This is a genomic window from Rhodocaloribacter sp. (assembly GCF_056451265.1).
The window spans coordinates 24922-47407 of the sequence record NZ_JBWOPL010000019.1; the positions used below are offsets into that span (position 1 = coordinate 24922).

Annotated in this window: 20 protein-coding genes; 3 read left to right on the forward strand and 17 right to left on the reverse strand. The window is 65.0% G+C overall.

Translation table 11 applies throughout. The annotated features are described in order from the left end of the window. Positions 1-128: 128 nt before the first annotated feature. The 11 genes from AC1HIY_RS02180 to AC1HIY_RS02230 form a co-directional block, all read right to left on the reverse strand. Entirely contained in the window at positions 129-758 is a 630-nt protein-coding gene (locus tag AC1HIY_RS02180) for a superoxide dismutase (protein ID WP_479575060.1), read from the reverse strand. 175 nt (positions 759-933) lie between these two features. Continuing rightward, a complete protein-coding gene (locus tag AC1HIY_RS02185) occupies positions 934-1533 on the reverse strand; it encodes a hypothetical protein (protein WP_479575061.1) in 600 nt (199 codons plus the stop codon). Positions 1534-1611: 78 nt separating this feature from the next. After that, entirely contained in the window at positions 1612-3105 is a 1494-nt protein-coding gene (locus AC1HIY_RS02190; protein ID WP_479575062.1) for an NADH-quinone oxidoreductase subunit N, read from the reverse strand. Between the two features lie 19 nt (positions 3106-3124). Continuing rightward, positions 3125-3415: a 4a-hydroxytetrahydrobiopterin dehydratase gene (locus AC1HIY_RS02195; RefSeq protein WP_479575063.1), complete on the reverse strand. Its 291-nt coding sequence runs from the start codon at positions 3413-3415 to the stop codon at positions 3125-3127. A 26-nt stretch (positions 3416-3441) separates the two neighbouring features. Continuing rightward, positions 3442-5136 (reverse strand): sodium:proton antiporter, encoded by a 1695-nt coding sequence (locus AC1HIY_RS02200; RefSeq protein ID WP_479575064.1) that lies wholly within the window; start codon positions 5134-5136, stop codon positions 3442-3444. Positions 5137-5187: 51 nt separating this feature from the next. Next, positions 5188-6810 carry a complex I subunit 4 family protein gene (locus tag AC1HIY_RS02205; protein ID WP_479575065.1) on the reverse strand — a complete coding sequence of 541 codons (1623 nt, stop codon included), beginning with the start codon at positions 6808-6810 and terminating at the stop codon, positions 5188-5190. Positions 6811-6899: 89 nt separating this feature from the next. After that, positions 6900-8882 carry an NADH-quinone oxidoreductase subunit L gene (gene nuoL / locus AC1HIY_RS02210; RefSeq protein ID WP_479575066.1) on the reverse strand — a complete coding sequence of 661 codons (1983 nt, stop codon included), beginning with the start codon at positions 8880-8882 and terminating at the stop codon, positions 6900-6902. Positions 8883-8949: 67 nt separating this feature from the next. Next, positions 8950-9249, reverse strand: coding sequence for an NADH-quinone oxidoreductase subunit NuoK (gene nuoK, locus AC1HIY_RS02215; RefSeq protein WP_479575067.1), 300 nt, complete (start codon positions 9247-9249; stop codon positions 8950-8952). Between the two features lie 84 nt (positions 9250-9333). Then, complete coding sequence (locus AC1HIY_RS02220) at positions 9334-9840, reverse strand: NADH-quinone oxidoreductase subunit J family protein (RefSeq protein ID WP_479575068.1); 507 nt, start codon at positions 9838-9840, stop codon at positions 9334-9336. A gap of 191 nt (positions 9841-10031) precedes the next feature. Continuing rightward, on the reverse strand, positions 10032-11636 hold the full coding sequence (locus tag AC1HIY_RS02225; protein WP_479575069.1) for a Ppx/GppA phosphatase family protein: 1605 nt from the start codon (positions 11634-11636) through the stop codon (positions 10032-10034). Positions 11637-11817: 181 nt separating this feature from the next. Further along, a complete protein-coding gene (locus tag AC1HIY_RS02230; RefSeq protein WP_479575070.1) occupies positions 11818-13149 on the reverse strand; it encodes a DUF58 domain-containing protein in 1332 nt (443 codons plus the stop codon). A 566-nt stretch (positions 13150-13715) separates the two neighbouring features. On the opposite strand from AC1HIY_RS02230, the gene AC1HIY_RS02235 reads away from it, so the two are divergent. Continuing rightward, positions 13716-15140, forward strand: a complete 1425-nt coding sequence (locus tag AC1HIY_RS02235) for an MATE family efflux transporter (RefSeq protein WP_479575071.1) — start codon at positions 13716-13718, stop codon at positions 15138-15140. 34 nt (positions 15141-15174) lie between these two features. Here the strand turns inward: AC1HIY_RS02235 and AC1HIY_RS02240 are convergent, their stop codons facing one another. The 4 genes from AC1HIY_RS02240 to AC1HIY_RS02255 are packed head-to-tail and all read right to left on the reverse strand — an operon-like array spanning position 15175 to position 18636. Next, a complete protein-coding gene (locus AC1HIY_RS02240) occupies positions 15175-15477 on the reverse strand; it encodes a ferredoxin family protein (protein WP_479575072.1) in 303 nt (100 codons plus the stop codon). 42 nt (positions 15478-15519) lie between these two features. Next, the gene (locus tag AC1HIY_RS02245) at positions 15520-16845 is read right to left on the reverse strand and encodes an FAD-dependent oxidoreductase (RefSeq protein ID WP_479575073.1); all 1326 of its coding nucleotides are present in this window, start codon (positions 16843-16845) and stop codon (positions 15520-15522) included. A gap of 40 nt (positions 16846-16885) precedes the next feature. Beyond that, positions 16886-17866 carry an electron transfer flavoprotein subunit alpha/FixB family protein gene (locus tag AC1HIY_RS02250; protein WP_479575074.1) on the reverse strand — a complete coding sequence of 327 codons (981 nt, stop codon included), beginning with the start codon at positions 17864-17866 and terminating at the stop codon, positions 16886-16888. 32 nt (positions 17867-17898) lie between these two features. Then, a complete protein-coding gene (locus AC1HIY_RS02255; RefSeq protein ID WP_479575075.1) occupies positions 17899-18636 on the reverse strand; it encodes an electron transfer flavoprotein subunit beta/FixA family protein in 738 nt (245 codons plus the stop codon). 238 nt (positions 18637-18874) lie between these two features. Between AC1HIY_RS02255 and AC1HIY_RS02260 the strand changes: the two genes are divergently transcribed. Then, positions 18875-19396 carry a hypothetical protein gene (locus AC1HIY_RS02260; RefSeq protein ID WP_479575076.1) on the forward strand — a complete coding sequence of 174 codons (522 nt, stop codon included), beginning with the start codon at positions 18875-18877 and terminating at the stop codon, positions 19394-19396. A gap of 32 nt (positions 19397-19428) precedes the next feature. On the opposite strand, the gene AC1HIY_RS02265 is transcribed toward AC1HIY_RS02260, so the two are convergent. Then, positions 19429-20025, reverse strand: coding sequence for a hypothetical protein (locus AC1HIY_RS02265; RefSeq protein WP_479575077.1), 597 nt, complete (start codon positions 20023-20025; stop codon positions 19429-19431). A 272-nt stretch (positions 20026-20297) separates the two neighbouring features. Between AC1HIY_RS02265 and AC1HIY_RS02270 the strand changes: the two genes are divergently transcribed. After that, positions 20298-21101, forward strand: a complete 804-nt coding sequence (locus tag AC1HIY_RS02270) for a VOC family protein (protein ID WP_479575078.1) — start codon at positions 20298-20300, stop codon at positions 21099-21101. Positions 21102-21251: 150 nt separating this feature from the next. Here AC1HIY_RS02270 and AC1HIY_RS02275 read toward each other — a convergent pair whose 3' ends face one another. After that, positions 21252-22409 (reverse strand): DNA double-strand break repair nuclease NurA, encoded by a 1158-nt coding sequence (locus tag AC1HIY_RS02275; RefSeq protein WP_479575079.1) that lies wholly within the window; start codon positions 22407-22409, stop codon positions 21252-21254. Positions 22410-22486: the final 77 nt, after the last annotated feature.

Below are 22486 nucleotides of genomic sequence, written 5' to 3' on the forward strand. Positions count from 1 at the left end.
GCCGCCCTCCGGGTTTTGCGGAGCCTGCGCCCGGCCCGTCCGGGGGGCCGACGGGCGAGACTTCGCACGCGAAAGGGCAGCGGAGCCGCTCCCCCACTGCCCTTCGCAAACGTCGTGCGTCGGTCGCCTCACCCGGCGACGAGCGCCTGTTTGGCCGCCTCATAGTTGGCCGCGACCTGCTCCCAGTTTACCACGTTCCACCATTGCGCGATGTACTGGGGCCGGCGGTTCTGATAGTGGAGGTAATAAGCGTGCTCCCACACGTCGAGGCCGAGAATCGGAACGTGTCCGAACATGTAGGGGCTGTCCTGGTTCGCCGTCGATCCGACGTGGAGCTTGCCTTCGGCGTCGAAGCCGAACCAGGCCCAGCCACTGCCGAAACGGTTGGCGGCCTGGCTGGAGAACTGCTCTTTGAACGACTCGAACGAACCAAACACCTCGTCGATGGCGTCGGCCAGTTCCCCCGTGGGCGCGCCGCCTCCGTCGGGCGACATCACCGGCCAGAAGAGGCTGTGGTTGGCATGGCCTCCGCCGTTGTTGCGCACGGCCGTGCGGATCTTCTCCGGCACGCGCTCGATGTCGCGAAGCAGATCCTCGATGGACTTGCTCTGAAGCTCGGGATAACCTTCGAGTGCGGCGTTGAGTTTGTTGACGTAGCCCTGATGATGCTTCGTGTGATGGATCTCCATCGTCATCGCATCGATATAGGGTTCCAGGGCGTCGTAAGCATAGGGCAAAGCGGGAAGGGAATGTGCCATGGTTCCTCCAGTTTGGGTGGTTGAAAAGCCTCTCGGGATCCTTCGATGAGTGCTCGACATGAACGTCGCGAGCGGCGAAAATGTTTTCTCGCGCCCGTCCTCCACCGCTTCACGCTTCCCCGGGGAAAACCTCTTTTCGGCCCGCACACGGCTTCGATCCCGGCGCGGCGCGCGTTCATTCCAGCCCCACGGCGCGGCGCATCTTGTGCCAGTCTTCGGCGGAGAGCAGTTCCTGTTCGTGCAGTTCATCGAGGGCGGCGCGGACGGCTTCGAGGTCGGTCTCGACGCCCGGGCGCGGAAACGGCGGCTCGTCGTTGCTCTCCGGCTCCCCCGCATGTCGGGCTTCCATCTCCGCTTCGGCCCCGCGAATCATGGCCTCATGGAGAAACCGCGCCACGTACTCGGCGGCCTCCGGTTTGCCCGAAAAATCGAGCTCCATCGTGACGGTCGCCCGGCCCCGGTTCACGTCGATCTCGACCTTCTTTCCACTGATGAACTTCTTCTTCGTATGCACGCGGACGAGATCGGCGTACCGGATTTCCTGCGGCTCTTCGAGGTCGTTGTTCTGAAAGACGAACCGTTGTTCTCCGAAGACCGCCCCGTCTTTGGCGCTTCCCATCAGTGTGGCGTCGTAGAGCGCGACGACCTCCTCGGCCTTCATCGAGGCGGCATAGTCCTTGAGCGCGTTACGGAGCTTGTGCTCGGGGATGTACGGGGTCACGTACAGCCCGATCTTCGGCGCGTGCGGGATCAGTTCGAGAATGAGATCCTTCATGACTTGACTTTCAGACGAGGGTTGGCTGCATCTCGTCGTGAGCGCCGTCGGAGCGCGAGACAGGCGTGAAGGGCAGGCTCAGGGCAACGGCAGCGCGGCCAACCCGCCGATCGCGTCGAAGAAACTCTGCGTCAGTCCGAGCAACTGCGGCGTGACGCCGAGCACGAGCAGCAGCGCCGCACACACGACGAGCACCACTGCCGAGGCACGCGGCACAACGAACGCCGCCCGGCGCACGTCCTCCGGCTCCTCGTCGGGCGACTTCATCCAGAGCACGAAGAGCACACGCAAATAGTAATAGCCGGAGATGACGCTCGTCAGCACGGCCACGATGACGAGCCACGTCAGCCCCGCATCGACGGCGGGCGCAAAGACGGCATACTTGCCGAGGAAGCCGCCCAGGGGCGGGAAACCGGTGAGGCTGAACATGAAGAAGCCCATCGTCACGCCGAGGAGGGGGCGGCGATAGCCCATGCCGGCGAGCGAGTCGATGGTCTGCACCCGGCCCTCCTTGCCGTCCCATTCGAGCAACGCCACCACGCCGAAGGCGCCGATGTTCATCACGGTGTAGACGAGCAGGTAGAAGAGCGCGCCGCTGTAGCCTGCCGTCGTGCCGGCGGCAAGGCCCACCAGCACGTATCCCGCATGGGCAATCGACGAATAGGCCAGCATCCGTTTGAGGTTCGACTGCGCCAGCGCCACCACATTGCCGATGACGACCGTGAAGAGTGCGATCACGGCCAGCACCATGCCCCAGCGCTCCGGCGGCAAGGCATAGAAAAGCACGAGGATCAGCGCCGAAAACGCCGCCGTCTTCGAAGCCGTAGACATATAGCCGGTGAGGGTCGTCGGAGCGCCCTGATACACGTCCGGCGTCCACATGTGGAACGGCGCGGCGCTGACCTTGAAGAGGAAGCCGATGAACAGCAGGGAAACGCCGGCCCAGAACATGATCTCCCGTCCCGACGCCTCGAAGCCCGCGCGCATCTCAGGAAGGTACATCGTGCCCGTGGCGCCGTAGAGCAACGCGATGCCGTAGAGGAAAAAGCCCGTCGAGAACGCGCCCAGGAGGAAATACTTGAGCGCGCTTTCCACCGCCCCGTCATCCTCCCGCACCAGCCCGGTGAGCACGTACAGGCTGATCGACATCGTCTCCAGCCCGACGAAGATGGCGATGAGGTTGTTCGCCGAACCGAGCACCATCATCCCGGCGGTGGCAAAGAGGAGGATGGCGTACACCTCGCCGTAATTGTGACGGATCTGCTTGAGATAAGGGATCGACAGGATGACGGTCAGGAGCGCGGCCCCGAGGACGACGATGTTCACGAACGAGGCAAAACCGCCCGTGCGGATCATGCCGAGGTAGGCCGTGCCCGTCTCGCCGGTCAGACCGAAGGCCTCCCACACGATGCCCACGCCCAGCGTCGCCACGCTCAGCCACGGGATCGACGGATGGTTGTTTCGAAACGCGTCGATGACGACCGCGGCAAGACCCGCCAGCACCATCAGCACCAGCGGAAGCGTCCGGCCCATATCGGACCACATGGAGGCGTATGCCTGAGAAAGTTCCATATGCTTGCAAGACAGGGGTTTAGACCCAACTAAAATTCTCGAGGGCGAGGGCGAGATCCACATCGCGCGAGGTCACCCGATCGCCGGCGTCGTGGGTCGTCAGCGCCACGGTGACGCGGTTGTACACATTGGTCAGCTCCGGATGGTGATCGCGCTCCTCCGCCTCGAACGCGATGCGAACGATGAAGCTGACCGCCTCCCGGAAGCTCGACAGCACGAACGTTTTCCTCAGGCTGCGCCCGTCGTACGCCCAGCCCGGCAATCCGGTCAGGGCGGCTTCGATCTCCGTATCGGTCAGGGGTTCACGCATAACGCACGCTCATGATGCCGGATAGCCTACAAAATCCAGCCGCTGTAGAAAACGGCGTAGATGATGAAGTAGATGGGAAGCAGGATCGGAATGGAGTACCGGAGCACGTATCCCATGAACGAAGGCGTCTCGACGCCGTTCGCCTCGGCGATGGCCTTCACCATGAAGTTCGGCGCATTCCCGATGTAGGTCATCGCTCCGAAGAAGACGGCCGCCACGGAGATCGCCTGCAGGAAGTACCACGATTCCGGATGCGCCATCTCAGGCAAGGCCATATCTTTAACCTGCGCCGGCACGTTCACGTCCAGGCCGAACTTGCCCATCGCGGCAGCCACGAAGTTGAGGTACGTCGGCGCGTTGTCGAGGATGCCCGAGAGCGCGCCCGTGCTCCAGTAGAACATCCCGACCGTCAGCGACTCGTGATGCGCGTGCGCGAACTCGCTGATGAGCTCGAGCGCCGGCTGCATCGTCGCGAAGATGCCGAGGAACAGCCAGCCCACCTCGCGAATGGGCTCGAAGTTGAATTCGTTCAACGCCATCGCCTCCTTGTCCGCCGTCTTGAAGGCCAGGTAGGCGACGAGGAACATGCCGGCCTCCCGGATGCCAAAAGGCAAATGGAAGCCGAAGGGCAGGTGCAGGTTTTTCGGGCTCGGCACCCACGAGAAAACGTTCGGGTCGACGAAAACGAGCACGATGATCAGGAAGACCCATGCGAAGCTCTTGCTGCCCCGCACCCCGAGCATCGGCTTGCTCGGATCCGGCTCCGGACCGGCTTCCCTGTTCCGGCGGTCGAAGAAGTAGAAGACCGCCAGGATCATGATGGTCGTCGGCAGCCAGATGTACCAGACGTGCGTGAACGTCCAGAAGAAGGGCACGCCGCGCAGGAAACCGAGGAAGAGCGGCGGGTCGCCGATGGGGGTGAGCGCGCCGCCCACGTTGGCGACGAGGAAGATGAAGAAGACGATGTGGTACGGCTTCAGCCGTCCCTTGTTGAGCCGCATGTACGAGCGGATGAACAGCATCGCCGAGCCGGTGGTGGCGATCAGGTTGGCGATGATCGAGGCCACCAGCAGCAGGATGATGTTGTTGCGCGGATTGCCCCGCGCGTTGATGCTCACGAAGATCCCGCTCGCAGCAATGAACAGGGACGCCACCAGCGCGATGAAGGACAGGTATTCGTCGACGGCGTGCTGCACCGGCGTGACCGTCCCCATCCCGAAGATGTAGTAGAAAATGACGACCAGCCCCAGCCCGATGGCGTACTTCGGATAGTGGTGATGCCAGTGATGGGCGTAGAAAAGCGGCCCCGTAGCGATCATCAACAGGATGATGACAAAGGGCAACACGAGCCATACCGGCGGCGACGGACCGTGTTCTTCACCTTCCGCTTCCTGACCCTCTCCTTCCGACGCCGCCTCACCGGCATGGGCTTCTTGAGCCGCCTCATCGGGGGCGTCCGAGACTTCCTGCGCCGCCGCCTCCTGCGCCGCCGCCTCCTGCGCCGCCGCCTCGGCTTCCGCCTCCTGCGGCAAGGCGGCATACGCCCGGGCGAGCGGGCCGGACGTCGCGGCGACGTTGCTGATCGACGTGACGAGGTTTTCGGCCCGAGCCGGGAGCGGGGTCAACGCCGAGCCCGTGCACAGAACCCCCAACACGATCAGCAGGATAACGCGCGCGGATGCACGCCGAAACACACCGGGTCTCAGGTTCAATCTATCCATGCTATTGGAGTGGTTGTGCGTCTAAGAACAAAAGGTATTTCCGGGATCGACCTATTCCGACACTTCTTTACCCTCCGCCGTCTCACCGGACGAATGATCCTGCAGGACCTCGAATCGCGCTCCATCGAAAGCCGCAGCCGCCATGTCCGCACGCTCGGCCTCGAGGAGTACGGCGGCCCGTTTCGCTTCCATGGACTCAAGCAGAAACCGCGTCATCGGCTCGCTGACCTGAAGGAAAGGATTGGGCGCCAGGCCGAGCACCGCCATGAGCACGACGAGCGGGACCAGGAGCGCGACTTCCCGGAAGTTCAGGTCTTTCATCGTCCGGTTCTCCTCGTGCGTGATCGCGCCCCAGAACACCCGGTAGATCATCCACAGAAGATACACCGCCGCGAAGATGACGCCCGTGGTGGCCACCGCGATGAGGGCCGGGCTTCCGATGACGGCGCTCTTGAACGAGCCGACCAGGATCATGAACTCGCCCACGAAGCCGTTCAGCCCCGGCAGCCCCGCCGAGGCGAGCACGGAGAAAATCATGAAGAACGCGAGCACCGGCGTCACCCGCGCGAGGCCCCCGTAGTCGGCCATCAGCCGGGTGTGGCGGCGTTCGTAAAGCATGCCCACGATGAGGAAGAGCGCGCCCGTCGAAAGGCCATGGTTGATCATCTGAATGAGCGCCCCCTGCATCGACTCGACGGTGAAGGCGAAGATGCCGAGCACGACGAAGCCGAGGTGACTCACCGACGAGTAGGCGACGAGCTTCTTCGCATCCGGCTGCGCGCGGGAGACGAGCGCCCCGTAGACGATGCCGATGACGGCGAGCACGGCGAAGAGCATGGCGTATTCCTGCGCCGCGTTCGGGAAAAACGGAAGACAGAAGCGCACGAGACCGTACGTGCCCATCTTCAGAAGCACGCCCGCCAGGATGACCGAGCCGCCCGTGGGCGCCTGCACGTGCGCGTCGGGGAGCCATGTGTGCAGCGGGAAAAGCGGCACCTTGATGGCGAAGGCAAGCGCGAAAAGGAAGAAAAGCCACGTCTGCTCCGCCACCGGGATGTTGTATTCGAGCAGCTTGTACCAGTCCGTCGTGAAGACCCCCGCATTCACCGCATCACCCGCCTGATAGCCGAGATACAGGATGGCGACGAGCAACAGCAGCGAGCCGACCATCGTGTAGAGCACGAACTTGATGGCGGCATAGATCCGGTTCTCCCCCCCCCAGATCCCGATGATGAAGTACATCGGAATGAGGGTCACCTCAAAGAAAATGTAGAAGAGAAAGACGTCGTACGAGGTGAAGACGCCGGTGACGCCCGTCTGCAAAATCAGGAGCAAGACGTAATACGCCTTCAGATGCTTGCTGATGTACGTCCACGAGGAGAGTACGACGATGGGGCCGAGGAGCGTCGTCAGGAGCACGAGCAGGAGGCTGAGCCCGTCAACCCCGACGAAGTATTTGACGTCGAAGCCGGCCGGAAACCAGGCCGCCGACCGGTCGACGAACTGCGCCGTGGTCGCCGACGGATCGAAGCCCATCCACAGCCCGAGCGAGACGACGAACGTGACCGTGGTCGTGACGAGCGCCGTCCACCGGATCGCGTTGGCGCTGCGGAGCGCCAGCGTCAGCGCCGCCCCGACGAGCGGCAGAAAGATGACAATGGAAGTAAGCCCCATGTTGTTTTCGATCTTCGTTCTCCGTAGCCGGCCCTTCCCTCGGCCCGGCGCAACCGGCGCGGCGAAAGAGGCCCGGCGCGGAAAGCGCATTACCCAAAGAGCATCAGCGCGATGATCAGCACCACGCCGAAAACGATGGCGACGGCATACGACTGTACGATGCCGGTTTGCAGCAGACGCAGGCCCCGGCTGACCCCGGCGGTCAGCTTCGCCACGCCGTTGACGATCCCGTCGACCACGCGCCGGTCGAACGGCGCAAGCCCTTCTTCCGCCCCCTCGACGACCGCCCGGACGAACGTGGCGCGGTAGAACTCGTCCACGTGATAGCGTTCGGAGGCCCACTGATAGAGCTTGCCGAAGGTGCTCCGGAGGCGGGCGTCAAAGGCGAGCGCGTGCTGCTGGTACCACTGCCAGGCCAGCCCCACGCCGACGAGCGCGATCAGCGAGCCGAGGGCGATCAGCCCCCATTCGAGCGCGAGCGGCACGTGCGTGTGCACCTCCGCTTCGAGCACCGGGCCGTGTTCCCCGGCCAGCCAGTGATGGATCCAGTTCAACTCCCCATGCGCGATCACAGCCGGCAGCCCGACGAACCCGCCCACGACCGAGAGCACGCCGAGCACCCACAGCGGCAACGTCATCGTCCACGGCGACTCGTGCGGGTGCACCTTGTCGGCCATCGGCCAGCGTTCCTTGCCCTCGAACGTGAGCACGTAGCACCGCGTCATGTAAATGGCCGTCAAAATCGCCGTCAGGATGCCGATGCCCCACGCGAACCACGCATAGGGATGGCCGTCATAGCCGTATTCGAAGGCTTTGAAGAGGATCTCGTCCTTCGAGAAGAAGCCCGAGAAGAGCGGAATGCCCGCGATGGCGAGCGTCGAGAGCAGAAACGTCATGCGCGTCGTGGGCATGTATTTCTTCAGCCCGCCCATCGTGCGCATGTCCTGAGGATCGAGCGACCCCTTGCCGTGATGCGCCACTTCGTGTTCGACGTGATGCATCCCGTGAATCACACTCCCGGAGCCGAGGAAGAGGCAGCCTTTGAAGAACGCATGCGTCATCACGTGGAAGATGGCGACGTAGAACGCGCCCACGCCCGAGGCCAGGAACATGTATCCGAGCTGCGAGACCGTCGAATACGCGAGCACCTTCTTGATGTCGTTCTGCGTGATGGCGATGGTGGCCGCCACGAGCGCCGTCAGCGCCCCGACGACGGCGATGACCGTCATGACGGCGGGAGCCGAAAGCACCACGGGTGAGAGCCGCGCCAGGAGGTAGAGCCCGCTCGTGACCATCGTCGCGGCATGGATCAGCGCGGAAACGGGCGTCGGGCCGGCCATGGCGTCGGGGAGCCACGTATAGAGGGGAATCTGCGCGCTCTTGCCCGTTGCCCCGAAGAAGAACAGAAAGACCACCCAGTTGATCGTCGCCTGCGACATCGTCGGTCCCTCGGTGAGCACCACGTCGAAGTCGAGGCTGCCCAGCTCCTTGAAGAGGATGAACATCGCCAGGAGGAAGGCGAAGTCACCGACGCGGTTCATGATGAACGCCTTGTTCGCCGCCGCGCTGTTTTTGAGGTCGGTGTACCAGAAGCCGATGAGCAGATACGAGCACAGCCCCACCCCTTCCCAGCCGAGGAACAGCACCGGGAGGTTGTTGCCGAGCACGAGGTTGAGCATGGCGAAGATGAAGAGGTTCAGATAGGCGAAGAAGCGCCAGAACCCCGGATCCTCGTGCATGTAGCCGATCGAATAGAGGTGGATCAGCCCGCCGACCCCCGTGACGATGAGCGTCATGAGGAGCGAAAGTTGATCGATCCGGTACGCGAAAGACAGATCCAGCTCGCCCGAGGCCATCCACGTGTACATCGTCGCGACGATCGGCTCGCCCTCGAAGGACAGAAAGAGATAGAGCGCGAGCAGGAAGGGGATCGCCACCACGGCCGTCCCGACGCTCCCGATGAGCCCCTCACGGCGCCGGAGCGCGGGGACGAAGAGCGGGACGATGCCGTTGAAAACCGCGCCCGCCAGCGGAAGCAGAAGGATCAGCCGTACGAGAAAGTCTGGTTCCATAGATCGTTTCGGGTTTGGAGGTCGGGGGCCGCCCGCCCGTGCGCGCCGCCCGTCGTCCCGCTGCGATTCAGTATTTGAACAGGTGAATCTGCGTCACGTCCAGCGTGAGCTTGCGCCGGAAGAGCGCGATGATGATCGCCAGCCCGATGGCCGCCTCCGCCGCCGCCACGGACATCGAGAAGAACACGAGCACCTGCCCCGTCACATCTCCCATCGACTGGCTCAGCGTCACCAACGTCAGGTTGACGGCGTTGAGCATGATCTCGATCGACATCAGGATCACGATGGCGTTGCGCCGCAGAAGCACGCCGAGCACGCCGATGGTGAAGAGGATCGCGCTGAGCGCCAGATACCAGGAAATATCCATGATTCAGAGGTTCAAAGTCGACCGTCTCCGGCGCGACGTCCGGCGCAGCCTTTCTGCCGGAGCCGGGCGCGCGCACCGCATCGGCTAGACAAAGCGTCGTTTGGCGTACATGACCGCGCCGATGGTCGCCACCAGCAGCAAGACCCCCACCATCTCCAGCGGCAGCGCGTAGCGCGTAAAGAGCACCTTCGCGATCTCCACCGCCGAGCCCGTCTGCACGGCCGTCTCCGGCAACGGCTCCGGCAAGACGTCCGCCGCCATGGCCACGATGTAGGCCATCTCCGCCAGCAACCCCATTACGAGGATGAATGCGAGCCCCCGCCGCACGTCGATCAGGCGCAGGGGCGGAAGCGCCGCCAGGTTCAGCAGCATGATGACGAAGAGGAACAGCACCATGATCGCCCCGGCATAGACCAGCACCTGTACGACGGCGATGAACTGTGCGTTGAGCGTCAGATACAACCCGGCAATGCAGAAGAGATTCAGAATCAGCCACAGCGCACTGTTGACCGGATTGCGCGCGAGCAGCGTTCCGAGCGCCGCCGCCACCGCAACGATCGCCAACAGGAAAAACAGGTATTGCGCGACCATGAAAAGGCTCGGTGGATCAAGAGGGTGGGGTGCGGAGCTCCAGACGAAACGCCGCGGAAAACACACGGCGCGCAAATTAGCCAAATCGCATCGTATCGGCAAGAAAAGATCCGGTAAAGACGCGGCGCCCTCGATTTTCAGCCAGAGACGAGCCGGCGTCTCCGTAGACGCGCCGGAGGGCCGCGCCGCGTTCAGGCCGCCTCCACTTCCAGCCGGAGCCCGTACGTATCCTCAAACATATCACGGGCATGAAGCGCGCCCCATACCTCCAGTTCGGGATCCCCCTTCGTGGCCAGCGTGAGGTAAAGCGCCTCGTCGGTCAGCCGCGTGCGCATCCCCGAGACGTTCTGATAATGGCTGCGGTCGAGCCCTTCGGCGATGCGAAGGAAAGAGGCCAGTTGTCGGACGAGCCGTCGATGCTCCGCCGAAAGCGCGACGAACGCCTCGTGTGACTTCTTCGGAAGGCTCCGCCGATGATACCGCGCCACGTTGGCGAGCACGTCGATTTCGTCGATGCGGAAGCCTCTGAGGTCGGCGTTCCGGATAAGATAAAGGGCGTGTTTGTGGTGGCTTCGGTGGCTGATGTGATAGCCGATGTCGTGGAGGAGCGCGGCGTATTCGAGCAGCTCCCGCGCCCGTTCGCCCAGACCGTGAAGCGGGCGGCAGGCGTCGAAGAGTTGAAGCGCGAGGGCCGTCACCTGACGCGCGTGCTCCTGCTCCCACCGGAAACGGAAGCCGAGTTCATACACGCTCCGGCGCCGCGCGTGCGTGAAGGGCGCCACGCAGCGCAGCCGCTCGTCGTTCCGTTCGATGAAGTGCACCACCATGCCCTCGCGCAGGGCGTTCGGCGAGATGCGCAGGCCCGCAACGGGCAGGTCCTTGAGGAGCACGTCGAGGAGCATCGCGCCGGCCACCACCTGATCGATCCGCTTCGCGTCGATGACGCCCAGGGCAAGGCGCTCGGCCCGCGTCGAGCGCATGATCCGCTTCGTGGCGGCGCGGAACGCTTTCGCATCGAAGCGCTCGTGGTAGATCGAACGCCCCTCCTCCCGAAGCTTGAGGAAGACGGCCGCCAGGTTCTCCATCGTCCCCGAGGAGCCGACGATCTCCCGCACCCCGTGCGCACGCGCCGCCGCGAAGACCGGCTCGAGCGCTTCCCGGTAATGCGCCCGAAGCGCCTTGAACTCCTTCTTCTCCACCGGGTCCGAGTGCACGAACCGCTCCGTCATGCGCGCCGCGCCGAGCTTCAGACTCTCGGCGTAGAACACCTCGCGACTCGTGCCCACGATGAACTCGGTCGAGCCGCCGCCGACGTCCACGAGGAGCGCGGGCTCGGGCAGGTCCATCGCCCGGCGGACGCCCTTATAGATCAGCTCCGCTTCGAACTTCCCGCTGATGGGCCGAATGTGGATGCCCACCTCCTCCTTGACCCGCGTGATGAAGTCGCCTCCGTTCTCGGCTTCACGGATGGCGCTCGTGGCGTAGGCCATGTATTCCGTCACCCCCCACCCCTCGGCCAGCAGCCGGATGCGCTTGAGCGCCTGCACGCCCCGCTCCATCGCCGCGTCGGTGAGACGGTGCGCCGTCAACCCCCGCTCGCCCAGACGCACCATGTCCTTCATCCGGTCGATCACGTTGAAAACGCCGTTCGGGAACGCGTCGACGATGATCGTATGGAACGAGTTCGTCCCCAGGTCGATGACACATACCCGCACGGGATGAAGCTCCCCCATCCCCTCCTCCCGGGGCGACGGAAGCATGACGGCGGACGTCCGAAGTTCAATCGCTTTCGACATGGCAGGGTCCGGTTTTCGGCGTGGATGGGCCGGTTCGGCAGCGCATTGCGGCAGCGCGCGGTTTTCAAAATACGCCCTGCGAACATTCGCTACCGCACCCTTTCGAACTCCGACCCGGATCTAGCGGTCGGGGCCCTTTTCCTTGCAGGCAAGCCGTTTGAAAAACACCCGACACCGTCCGTCAAACCACCCCTCGCGCCTTCAGTTCGAGGTATTTGTTGATCGTGTGGACGGAGAGCATCTCGGGCGGGGTGAGGATCGCGTGGATGCCGTGCCGGGTCAGCTCTTTGACGATCTCGCGCTTCTCGAAGGCAAACTTCTCCGCGATGGTTTTCACGTATACGCCTTCCACGTCGACCGGCTTCGAGGCGAGCACCTGCCGGAGTTCGGTATTCTCGAAGAAGACGGCGACGACGACGTGGCTCCGGGCCATCGCGCGGAGGTACGGCAACTGTCGCCGCATGCCGGAGCGCGTCTCGAAGTTGGTGAAGAGCAAAAGCAGGCTCCGACGACGCACGTTTCGGCGGAGGTGCGTGAGGAGGAGGGCATAGTCGGATTCGAGAAAGTCCGTGTCCAGGTTATAGAGGACCTCCTGAAACTTGTAGATCTGCCCGTGCTTCCGGCGCGCCGGGAGCATGGGACCGAGTTCATGAGAAAAGGTGATCAGCCCGGCGCGGTCCTCTTTGAGCAAGGCAATGTTCGCGAGCACGAGCGCGGCGTTGACGGCATAGTCGAGCAGGCTCATCCCCTCGAACGGCATCTTCATGACGCGTCCCACGTCGAGCACGCAGTATACGGGCTGTGCGCGCTCCTCCCGGTGCTGGTTGACCATCAGCCCGCCCCGCCGCGCCGTAGCCCGCCAGTTGACCGCCCGCACGTCGTCGCCCACGACGTACTCGCGAATGTGATCGAATTCCATGGTGTGTCCGAGTCGGCGGACCTTCTTCACACCCGCCTGCTCGAGCCGATTGCTGACGGCGAGCAGTTCGTATTTCCGCATCTGGAGGAACGACGGGTACACGCGTGCCTCGCGCGCCTCGTCAAAGCGATAGCGCCGCACGGCCATGCGGAGCGGGCTCGCCGCCATCACGATGACCGCGCCGAACCCGTACGCGCCGCGCCGGACGGGCCGAACGGTGTACCGGAGCCGCCGCTCCTCTCCCGGCGGGACCCGCACGACGTGCCGGGCATCACGGATCTGAAACTGAAAGGGCAACTCGTCGAGGACCCCGGCGTGGAGCGGGAAGCCATAGCCGTTTTCCACGAAAAGGTGGATGACGTTGAGGTCGCCGTTCGAGAGGCGGTCCGGCATTTCTCGCCGCGCCCGAACCCCATCCCGCACGCGATAGAGCAGGAGCACGTCGAGCGCGAACAGGGCGATCACGACGACGAGCGCCACCCGCCCGAGCATCGCGAAGACGGGCGCGAAGTGCCCCGCCACGAACAGCAGCACGACAACGACGAGCGCGAAATAAAGCCGGCGACCGGCAAAGAGGGAGCGGAGGAAGGACACGCTTCGAAAGGGATGCGAACGAAGAACGACGTCGGAGTATACGACGTCGAAGTATACGACGTCTGCCCCACGGTTGCACGGAGAACGGGACTTCCGGCGTTCGCCGTCACGGCCCTGTCCTTCGGCTTGCGTCACGCTCCCCCGCCCATACAGAACCTGCGTTCATTTGTGATCGGCCCCGAAATGGTCTATTTTTCGAGACGCGCTTCTTTTCGAGGCGCAACTTCTCCCGGAGGTCTCCGTCAGGGAAGCCTCTCTATGCACGACAACCGCTAAGGAGCGAATCATGCGCACGTATAGCCACGATCAAATCCTCGTTCAGGCCCCGGCTTTCGCCGGGTAGCGGTCCTTTTCACGCGGCCGCTCTCGGGTTCGAAAACACGAACCGGCGGTTGCGTTGCTTCTCCTCCAGCCCTTCTTTTCGGGCGCCCCCGTTCCGGGAGTGATGGACCGCCGCCGGGCTTCGGACAGATCCCCGATCCCCCTCGTGTTCTCGGTCCGGACGACCTCCTTCCCTCTTCGACGCCGGTGGGCTTTCAGGCGTCCCCTTTCCCGAACCTTCTCCCATGTCAGAGGCTCCTTTTTCCCGGTCCCCCGTCGAGCGCCCGCGAAGCCTGTGGCGCGACCTTCGCGCGTCGATGGCGGGCGAGCGATACGACTTCACCGCCGGAGGGCTTGGGCGCGCCATCTTCCTTCTCTCCGTGCCGATGGTGCTCGAAATGTTCATGCAGGCGATCTTCGAGGTCGCCGACATCTTTTTCGTGGGCAGGCTCGGGGCGGACGCCGTGGCCGCCGTCGGTCTTTCGGCCTCGCTCATCATCCTCGTCTTCGCCGTCGGCATCGGGCTGAGCATGGCCGCCGCCGCGATGGTGGCGCGTCGCATCGGTGAGGGAGACGAGGAGGGCGCGGCGGTGGCGGCCGTGCAGGCGCTGGCCGTCGCCCTCGTCATCGCCGTGCCGGTGGCGGTCGTCGGCATCGTCTTCGCTCCGGACCTGCTCCGGCTGATGGGCGCGACGGAGGAGGTCGTCGCCGTCGGGCGCGGGTATTGCGCGTGGCTCTTCGGGGGGAACGTCACGATCCTGTTCCTCTTCCTCACGAACGCGCTCTTCCGGGGAGCCGGCGACGCGCCGCTGGCGATGCGCGCCCTGTGGATCGCGAACCTTCTCAACATCGCGCTCGACCCGCTGTTCATCTTCGGATGGGGAGCCTTTCCCGCCCTCGGCGTCACCGGCGCGGCCATCGCGACGACGCTCGGACGCGGCATCGGCGTGAGCTATCAGCTCGTCGCGTTGCTCCGGGGCCGGAGCCGCATCCACCTGCGTCCCCGCCACTTCCGCCTCGACGTCCCCGTGATGCGGCGACTGCTCAAGGTCTCGGGCACGGGCATCCTTCAGTACCTCATCGGCACGGCCAGCTGGATGGGCATCATGCGGATCGTGGCCGTCTTCGGCAGCGGCGCGATGGCGGGCTACACCATCGCCGTGCGCGTGATCGTCTTCGCCCTGCTGCCCTCGTGGGGCCTCGGCAACGCGGCGGCCACGCTCGTCGGGCAAAACCTCGGGGCTCGGCAGCCGGATCGCGCCGAACGCTCGGTATGGATCACCGGGCTGGTGAACATGGTCTTCCTCGGCCTTGCAGCGGTGCTCCTTCAGTTCATCGCCGAGCCGGTCGTGGGCCTCTTCTCGCCGGACCCCGAGGTGATCCGGTACGGGGCGACGTGCCTGCGCATCGTGAGCCTGAGCTATGTCTTCTGGGCGTACGGGATGGTCGTCGTGCAGGCTTTCAACGGCGCGGGAGACACCGTCACGCCCTCGTGGATCAACTTCGTGTGCTTCTGGATCCTCCAGATCCCGCTGGCCTATGCGCTCGCGCTCCCGCTCGGTCTGGGTCCGAGCGGCATCTTCATCGCCATCGCCGTGGCCCAGTCCACGCTGGCCGTCGTGAGCGTGCTCGCCTTTCGCAGGGGCCGCTGGAAGCGGCAGGTGATCTGACCGGCGGGCAGGGCCCTCCCGATCCCGCCGCGTTTCAACCGAGGCTCCAGTTCACGCCGCGCCCCTCCTCGGGGTCGGGGAATCGCCACGTGACCGCGCCCTGATCGCAGGCATAGAGACACGTGCCGCATTCGATGCAATCCTCGAACTGAAAATGCACGTGCCCCGCTTCGTCGAGCGTATAGCACTTGGCCGGGCACACATACGTGGTGCACTTGTGCGGACAGGTCGTATTACAGATCGACGTGTCGACGAGGATGTGCGCTCGGGCCTCCCGCCGCCCCTGATTGCGGTAGTTGACCAGTCCGAGCCGTTCCGAGATGCTGAGCTTTTTCATACGTTCCCTCGCCGGGACCACCGGCCTTCCCCGGATCTGTGATTACATGGCGCGCGCCGCTTTGACGCCGAGCTTGACGAGTTCCCAGTAGGAGGCATGACGCTTGACGGCCGCCCGCAGCATCTTGCCCGCCTTCTCCGTCGGGGCGCTGTCGACCGTGAAGAAGCTACGCCCGAAGTCGCAGATGAGGTTCGGGATCGGGCCGAACATTTGAGGACTGTGGAGCAGATGGACGGCGTCCTGGAAGGCGCGCATGTCTTTGAGCACGTAGCTGTTTTCGAGCGCCGTGCGGTAGTTCTTGAGCATCGCCGCGCTGAAGTCGCTCCGTTTCGAGGCCTCCACCACCGTCTCGGCGGCAAGGATGCCCGAGCGCATCGCGTAGTCCATCCCCTGAATCGCCTTGCCCGCGTTCAACAGCAACCCCGCCGCCTCGCCCGCCACGAGCACACCGTCGGCATAGATCTCGCGCGGCATCCCCCGGATGTCGCCGACGGAGACGACGTGCGCCGAGTATTCGAGCACCTCTCCGTCCCGGATCATGTCGGCCACGACGGGATGGGCCTTGAAGTCGTTGAGCAAATCGTACGGCGTCCGTTTCTTCGCGCAGAGGTCTTTCATCCCGAGGACGAGCCCGAGGGACACCGAGTCCCGGTTCGTATACAGAAAACCGCCCCCTTCCACGCCGCCGCTCGCGAAACCGACGAACTCATTCGTCACGCCGGAGCGTCCGCGGAGTTGAAACCGATCTTCGATCACCTTCTCCCCCAGTCGGATCACTTCTTTCACGCCCACGGCCACGTAGTCCGGCGGGACGTAGGCTTTCTGAAGCCCGACCTGCCGCGTGAGGAGGTTGTTCACGCCCTCGGCCAGGATCACGCAGTCGGCATAAAACGCCTCCTCGCCCGCCCGGATGCCGACGACCTTGCCGTCTTCCATCAGCACCTCCTCGACGAGCACGTTCGGCGCGAGGAACGATTCGTCCGGGACCGCGCTTGCCTCGATGGCCTCCTGCACTTTCGCCGAGAGCCAGTCGTCGAACTTCGCGCGGAGCACCGTCACGCCGGAATACGGCGGTTCGTCGAAGTGGGTGGACTTGAAGTCGAGCGAGAAGGCGGACTGCTCGTCCATGAACGTCAGCCGCCGGTGGTTGACGAAGCGGTCGAAGCCCGCCTCTTCCTCCTCCCAGTAGTTCGGCACGAGGCGAGCCAGGTCGCGGCCCCAGAGCACGCCGCCGGAGACGTTCTTCGCGCCGCAGAACTCCCCGCGTTCGATGAGGAGAAAACGCTTGTCGGCCCGCGCGAGCGTGAGGGCTGCGCTCAGCCCCGCGATGCCGCCGCCGACGATGATGCAGTCGAATTTCTCTTCCATGAGGGCGTCTCGCGTGAAATTCGTTTCGGGGCGGAGGCGTTCAGGCCTTCGCTTTCGCCGCGCGGAGTTCTTCGATGAGGGGCGGGAGCACCTTGTACAGATCGCCGACGAGGCCGTACGTCGCGTATTTGAAGATCGGGGCGTCGGGGTCCTTGTTGATGGCGACGATGACGCGGCTGTTGGCCATGCCCGCCACGTGCTGAATGGCTCCGGAGATCCCGACGGCCACATACAGATCCGGCGAGACGACCTTGCCCGTCTGCCCGACCTGCACGGTGGCGGGGAACTGCCCGGTCTCGACGACCGCGCGCGTGGCGCCGATGGCCGCGTCGAGGAGCGAGGCAAGTTCTTCGACGAGCCGTTTGCCTTCGTCGTCGCGCACGCCGCGCCCGGCGGCCACCACCACGCGCGCCTCGGTCAGGTCGACCGTGCCGCCGCCGGTGGTCACCACCTCACGGAGCGTCTGACGGAGCGCGCCGGCATCGAACGAGAACGGGATCGCTTCGACCTCGGCCTCGGCGGGCGCTTCGACGGCGTCGTAGGAGCCGCTTCGGACGGAGACGAGCACGCGGTCGGCCCGAGCCTGCGTGCGCGCCAGCATCTTCGCCGCCATCACCGGGCGCAGCGCCTCCACACCTCCCTCGATGAGATCGAACGACGACACGTCGGAAAGCGCGGCGGCGTTCGTTCGCACCGCGAGCGCGCCGAGGACGTCCTTCACCGCCTCCGTCGAGGCAAACGCCGTGAGCAACGGCCCGACGTGCTCGATGACCGCACTCAGCGCATCGAGCATCGGCGTGTTCAGCGGGCGCTCGAAGATCGGGTCCGTGATCGTATAGATCTTTGCCGGCCCGTACCGTCGGACGGCGTCCACGTGCGCCGGAGCGTCGGGGTGGATGAGGACGGCTTCGAGCGTGTGCCCGCCGGCTTCGGCCAGCGCCCGGCACCGCGTCAGCACTTCGAGCGACGACCGCTTGAGCTTGCCGTCCTGTACGGCGACGTACGTAAGGATTTTTCCCATGAGTTTGCGTGGTGTGGCGCGGAGCGACGACTTTATAAAACTTTCGCTTCGTGGACGAGCTTCTCGACGAGGACGTGGGCCATCTCTTCCGGTTCACCTTCGAGGACCTGCCCCGGCTCCCGCTCCGGCGGCGGCTCGATGCCGACGACGACCGTCACGGGCAACCCTTCCGGCAGCGCGTCGACCTCCCGCGTGTCGATGGGTTTGCGTTTGGCTCCCATGATGCCCTTGAGCGTGGGGATGCGCGGGTCGTTCATGTCGTTCGAGCACGTGACCAGGCACGGCATCGGCAAGGCGATGATCTCCTGCCCCACGTCGCCCTGCCGCGTGACGACGAGCGTGCGCGCTTCCGGCTCTAGCTCCAGCCCCACCGCGTTCGACGCATACGGCAGGCCCAGACGCTCGGCGAGCATGCTCCCGGCCAGCCCCGCGTCGGTGTCCTGCGACTGCTTCCCCGTGGCGATGACGTCGTAGTCCGAGCCCGCGAGGTGATCGGCGAGCAACTTCGCGACGACCATCGAGTCGAGCCGCTCGTCATCGCCGGTGACGAGGTGCGTGGCGCGCGTGGCGCCCATCGCCAGGGCTTTCCGGATGGTCTCCTTCGCAGACGCCGGCCCGATGAGCACGAGGTCGATCTCACCTCCGTACTTCTCGGTGAGGACCAATGCTTCTTCGACCGCGGAAGCATCGTACGCATTGAGCACCATGCGCCCGGTGTGGATCGGGGCCGTCACGTCGGGGACCTGCTTGATGCAAACGCAGAATTTCATAAGCCATCAGATGAGTTGACGCCCTTTTTCAGACGATATACACGTTTTTCGGCGTTTCGAATGGGGCAACTTACAAAATGTCCTTCTCGCAAGATTCGAAATTTGCGTAAAGGGGCCGCGCCTCGGAGCCCGCCGTCGCCCGCCGCCGGTATAAATTCTGCAAAGGGCTTTTATCACGGCTTCCGTTTCCCGATTTTCGGAAGGCCTCTTCGCTCCCTTCGACTCTCTTCTCGAATCTATGAAGCGTTTTTTCCGTCGCGTCCGCTTGCTCCCCGGCGCGCTTCTGCCGACCGCCGTCCTTCTGCTCTTCGCCAACGGGGCCACGGCGCAGGATCTCGCCCCGCGCGTCGGGCTCGGCTTCAACACGGTCCTGAGCACGGAGGACGGCCTCGGACTCGGCTTCCGGGGACGCGCCTCCGCCCCGGTCAACGCCGACCTCTCCTTCGCCGTGGACGTCGGCTTCGTCGGTTTCATCCTCGAAGGCCGTGACGACGCCACGTACATCTTCGACCCACAGGTCTCGGCCATCGTGACGCTGCCGGGCGTGACGAGCGCGCCCTACCTCCTCGGCGGCGTCGGCGGCTACATTCCCCTCAACGACCGCGACCGCACCAACTCCGGCCCCACCATCCACCTCGGCATCGGATGGGTGCGCGCCCTGAGCGAGACGACGCTTTTTTATGAGGTGAACCCCGCGCTCATCATCGGGGAGAAGAACGTTCAGTTCGCCCTCCCCTTCCGCATCGGGCTGATTTTTTAGACGACTTTGCGGCCGCGAGCGGAAAGCACCCCTTACGCCACCACGCGCCGCAGGATGGAGTGCAGGCGCTCGTGATCGTCGTCGAGGAGACGGCTGAGGGCGCGACCGGCGGCGATGAGTTCGCGCTCTCCGTCGGGTCCGCCGCCGAAGGCCGCATGGCGCTGCCGGAGCACGGCCACGACGAGGTCGTCCACCGGCACGGCGCCGTCGGGATGGCGGACGAGCGTGCGGAGGAAGTCGAAGGGCGGGCCGAGCGCGCGGACCTCCTCCGCCGTGCACGGCTCGACGAATCCGTGCACGGGCGCCGGGTGCGGGGGGAGCGTCTGCCGAAGCGCGCCGCCGACTTCGCGGTAGGCGAGCACCTGCACGCGGAACGTCGTGCGGAGCAGTTCCATCACCTGCGGCATCTCCCGGCGGAGCTCCTCCGGCGTCATCCCGAACGCCACGGCCCGCCGGTTCGGCTCATAGCTTCCGATTTCGACGAGACTCACCGCGCCGAAGAGCACGGCGCCGTCGGGATGCGCAGCCTTCACCCACGTCCCGAACGCCGGCGCTTCCGCCGTGCGGTACACTTCCGCCACCCACTGCCGGGTGCCGGACTCGATCACTTCGCCTATCTTGCCGGTCACGTCGCCTCGCATGCGCGCCTGGATTTTTTCCGCCCGTCTCCGGAAGCTAATCTAACCACGGCGGCGCGGAGGTCACAGCCCCCCGCAAGTTTTTTTCGGGCCGGAGCCGGAAATCCTCCCGCCGCCGCCCGCACCCCATGTTTTTCGACGCGCCTCCTTCGGAGGTGACACGGGGGTGTCGGGTCGCATGTGTAGGTTCCCTCATCGCGACGCCCGGCATGCGTCGGATGTCGCTCCACCGTACACCTCATTCAGATTGGGAGGAAAATGACATGAGCGAAACCCCAACCCCGGCCGCCGTCAAACACGCGCCCGGCACGTTCTGCTGGTGGGAACTGGCCACGACCGACCTCGAGCGCAGCAAAGCCTTCTACGGAGCGCTCTTCGGCTGGACGCACAACGAAATGCCCGTCGACGAGACGCAGGTATACGTCATGTTTCAGAGTGACGGCAAGGACGTCGCCGCGGCGTACCGGTTGACCCCGGAGATGCAGGCGCAGGGCGTGCCGCGTCACTGGGGCGTCTACCTCGCCACGGACGACGCCGACGCTGCGGCGGAGCGCGCCCGGAGCCTCGGCGGCACGGTCGTCGTCGAGCCGTGCGACGTGTTCGATGCGGGACGGCTGGCCGTGCTTCAGGATCCCACCGGAGGCGCCTTCTCCGTATGGCAGCCGAAGGCGCATCCCGGCGCGGCGAAGGTCAATGAACACAACGCCGTGTGCTGGAACGAACTGGCCACCGACGACCCCGCGGCGGCCGCGAGCTTTTATGCCGGGCTCTTCGGCTATGCGACGGAGACGCACGACATGGGCCACGGCCCCTACACCGTCTTCATGCGCGAGGGCGCGCTGAAAGGCGGCCTCTTCCGCAAAGACGCTTCCATGGGCCAGGTCCCCACCCACTGGATGACGTATTTCAGCGTGGCGGACTGCGACGCCTGCGCCGAGGAGGCCAAAGCGCTCGGAGCCCAGGTGATCGTCCCGCCGGCCGACCTCCCGACGGTGGGCCGGTTCGCCGTGCTCCAGGACCCCACGGGCGCGGTCTTCTCCATCATCACGATGACGGCGCAAGACTGATCGTGTGCGGGAGAACGGGGCAGACGGGAAGACGGACGGGGAATCGCCGCGGGGGTCGGCGCGGACAAATGGGGTCTGATGAAGGCTCGTTTCGCGCCGGCTCGCGCGCCCGTCCCCTTCCCCCGCACTCCGGCGTCCGGGTTCGCCCGGCTAAACCACCGGCCTTCGCTTCGAGGCTTCCTTCCGCGAGCCCGCGAACGGCAGTCCCCGTCTCCGCATCTCCCGTTCGATCATCTCATAGAAGAGCGCCTTCTCATGCGCCCGGATGACGGCGCGTTCGTGCGCTTCGGAGAGGATCATCGGATAGCCGTCGCCCTTCTCGCACTCGCTGAGCACGACGGCGTGCACGAGGTCCACGAGGTCCGCGTCGTCGGCCACCCATAGCGGCATCTCCACCCGCCCGATCTCCCCGCGCCCCTGCCGCGACGGGACGTGGAGGTAAAAATAACAGATCCGGTTTTCCCCGTACTCCCGCTGAATGTGCGAGGCCGACTCGAACGTCGCCGACCGTTCTCCGGGCGCGAGGATCGCTTCGAAGAGCGTCCGGTCGGGCAACCCTTCGAGGGTCGTCTCGGGGTCGGGGACGTCGCTCTCGCCGAGCGAGACGCGCAGCAGGTTGACCACTTCCGTATTGCCCGGCATGCTGATGTACGAGCACAACGGAAGCGCCTCGGCGCGGAAGCCGTCGAGGATCTCGGTGTACCGCGCGATGAGCCGACTTTCGAGCGCGGGATTCTGCATGCGACGGATCATCCACCGGATGAGCGTGCCGTCGGCGAGGGCCACGAGCGGGCGTCCCGGCAGGCGCGACTCCCGGGCCGTGCGAAGCAGTTCGCGCAACTCGATCTCGTCCCGAAGCGCAGAGATGACGTCGGTCGAGGTGGTGTCGAGCAGGGGGTCGATGAGGTCTTCGAAGGCGGAACGGCGATAGCGGAACTCGGGCACGGCCTCCATGAGGGGCTGTTCGAGCGTGCCGTACTGGAAGGCGATGCGGCTGACGTTGAGCAGATAGCACGTCGGTTCCACGTGGCGGTCGGGATAGATCTGCGAGCCGTCCGTGGCGACGACGGTGACGGGCGTCGGTCGGGGTCCGCACCGGCGCTGCTCGGCGGGCGCGCTCCGCAAGCCGGCCACGAGCCATTTCGCCCGCGCGCGCTCGGCCTCCTCCCGCAACGCCTCCCACGCCGGGTTGCACGCTTCGAGCGCCGCCAGCGCCCGCCGCAGCTTCGACGCCGTGAGCGCCTGCTCCCGCGCCTGATAATCACTGAAATCGGGAAACTGTTCGCGGAGACGCTGAAAGTCGAGCATGAGCCGGCCGGGGTGAGCGGAAAAGACGCTCCAAAAATACGGCCCTTCCGCTCCGGAAGCGAGCGTTTCCGTCCCGC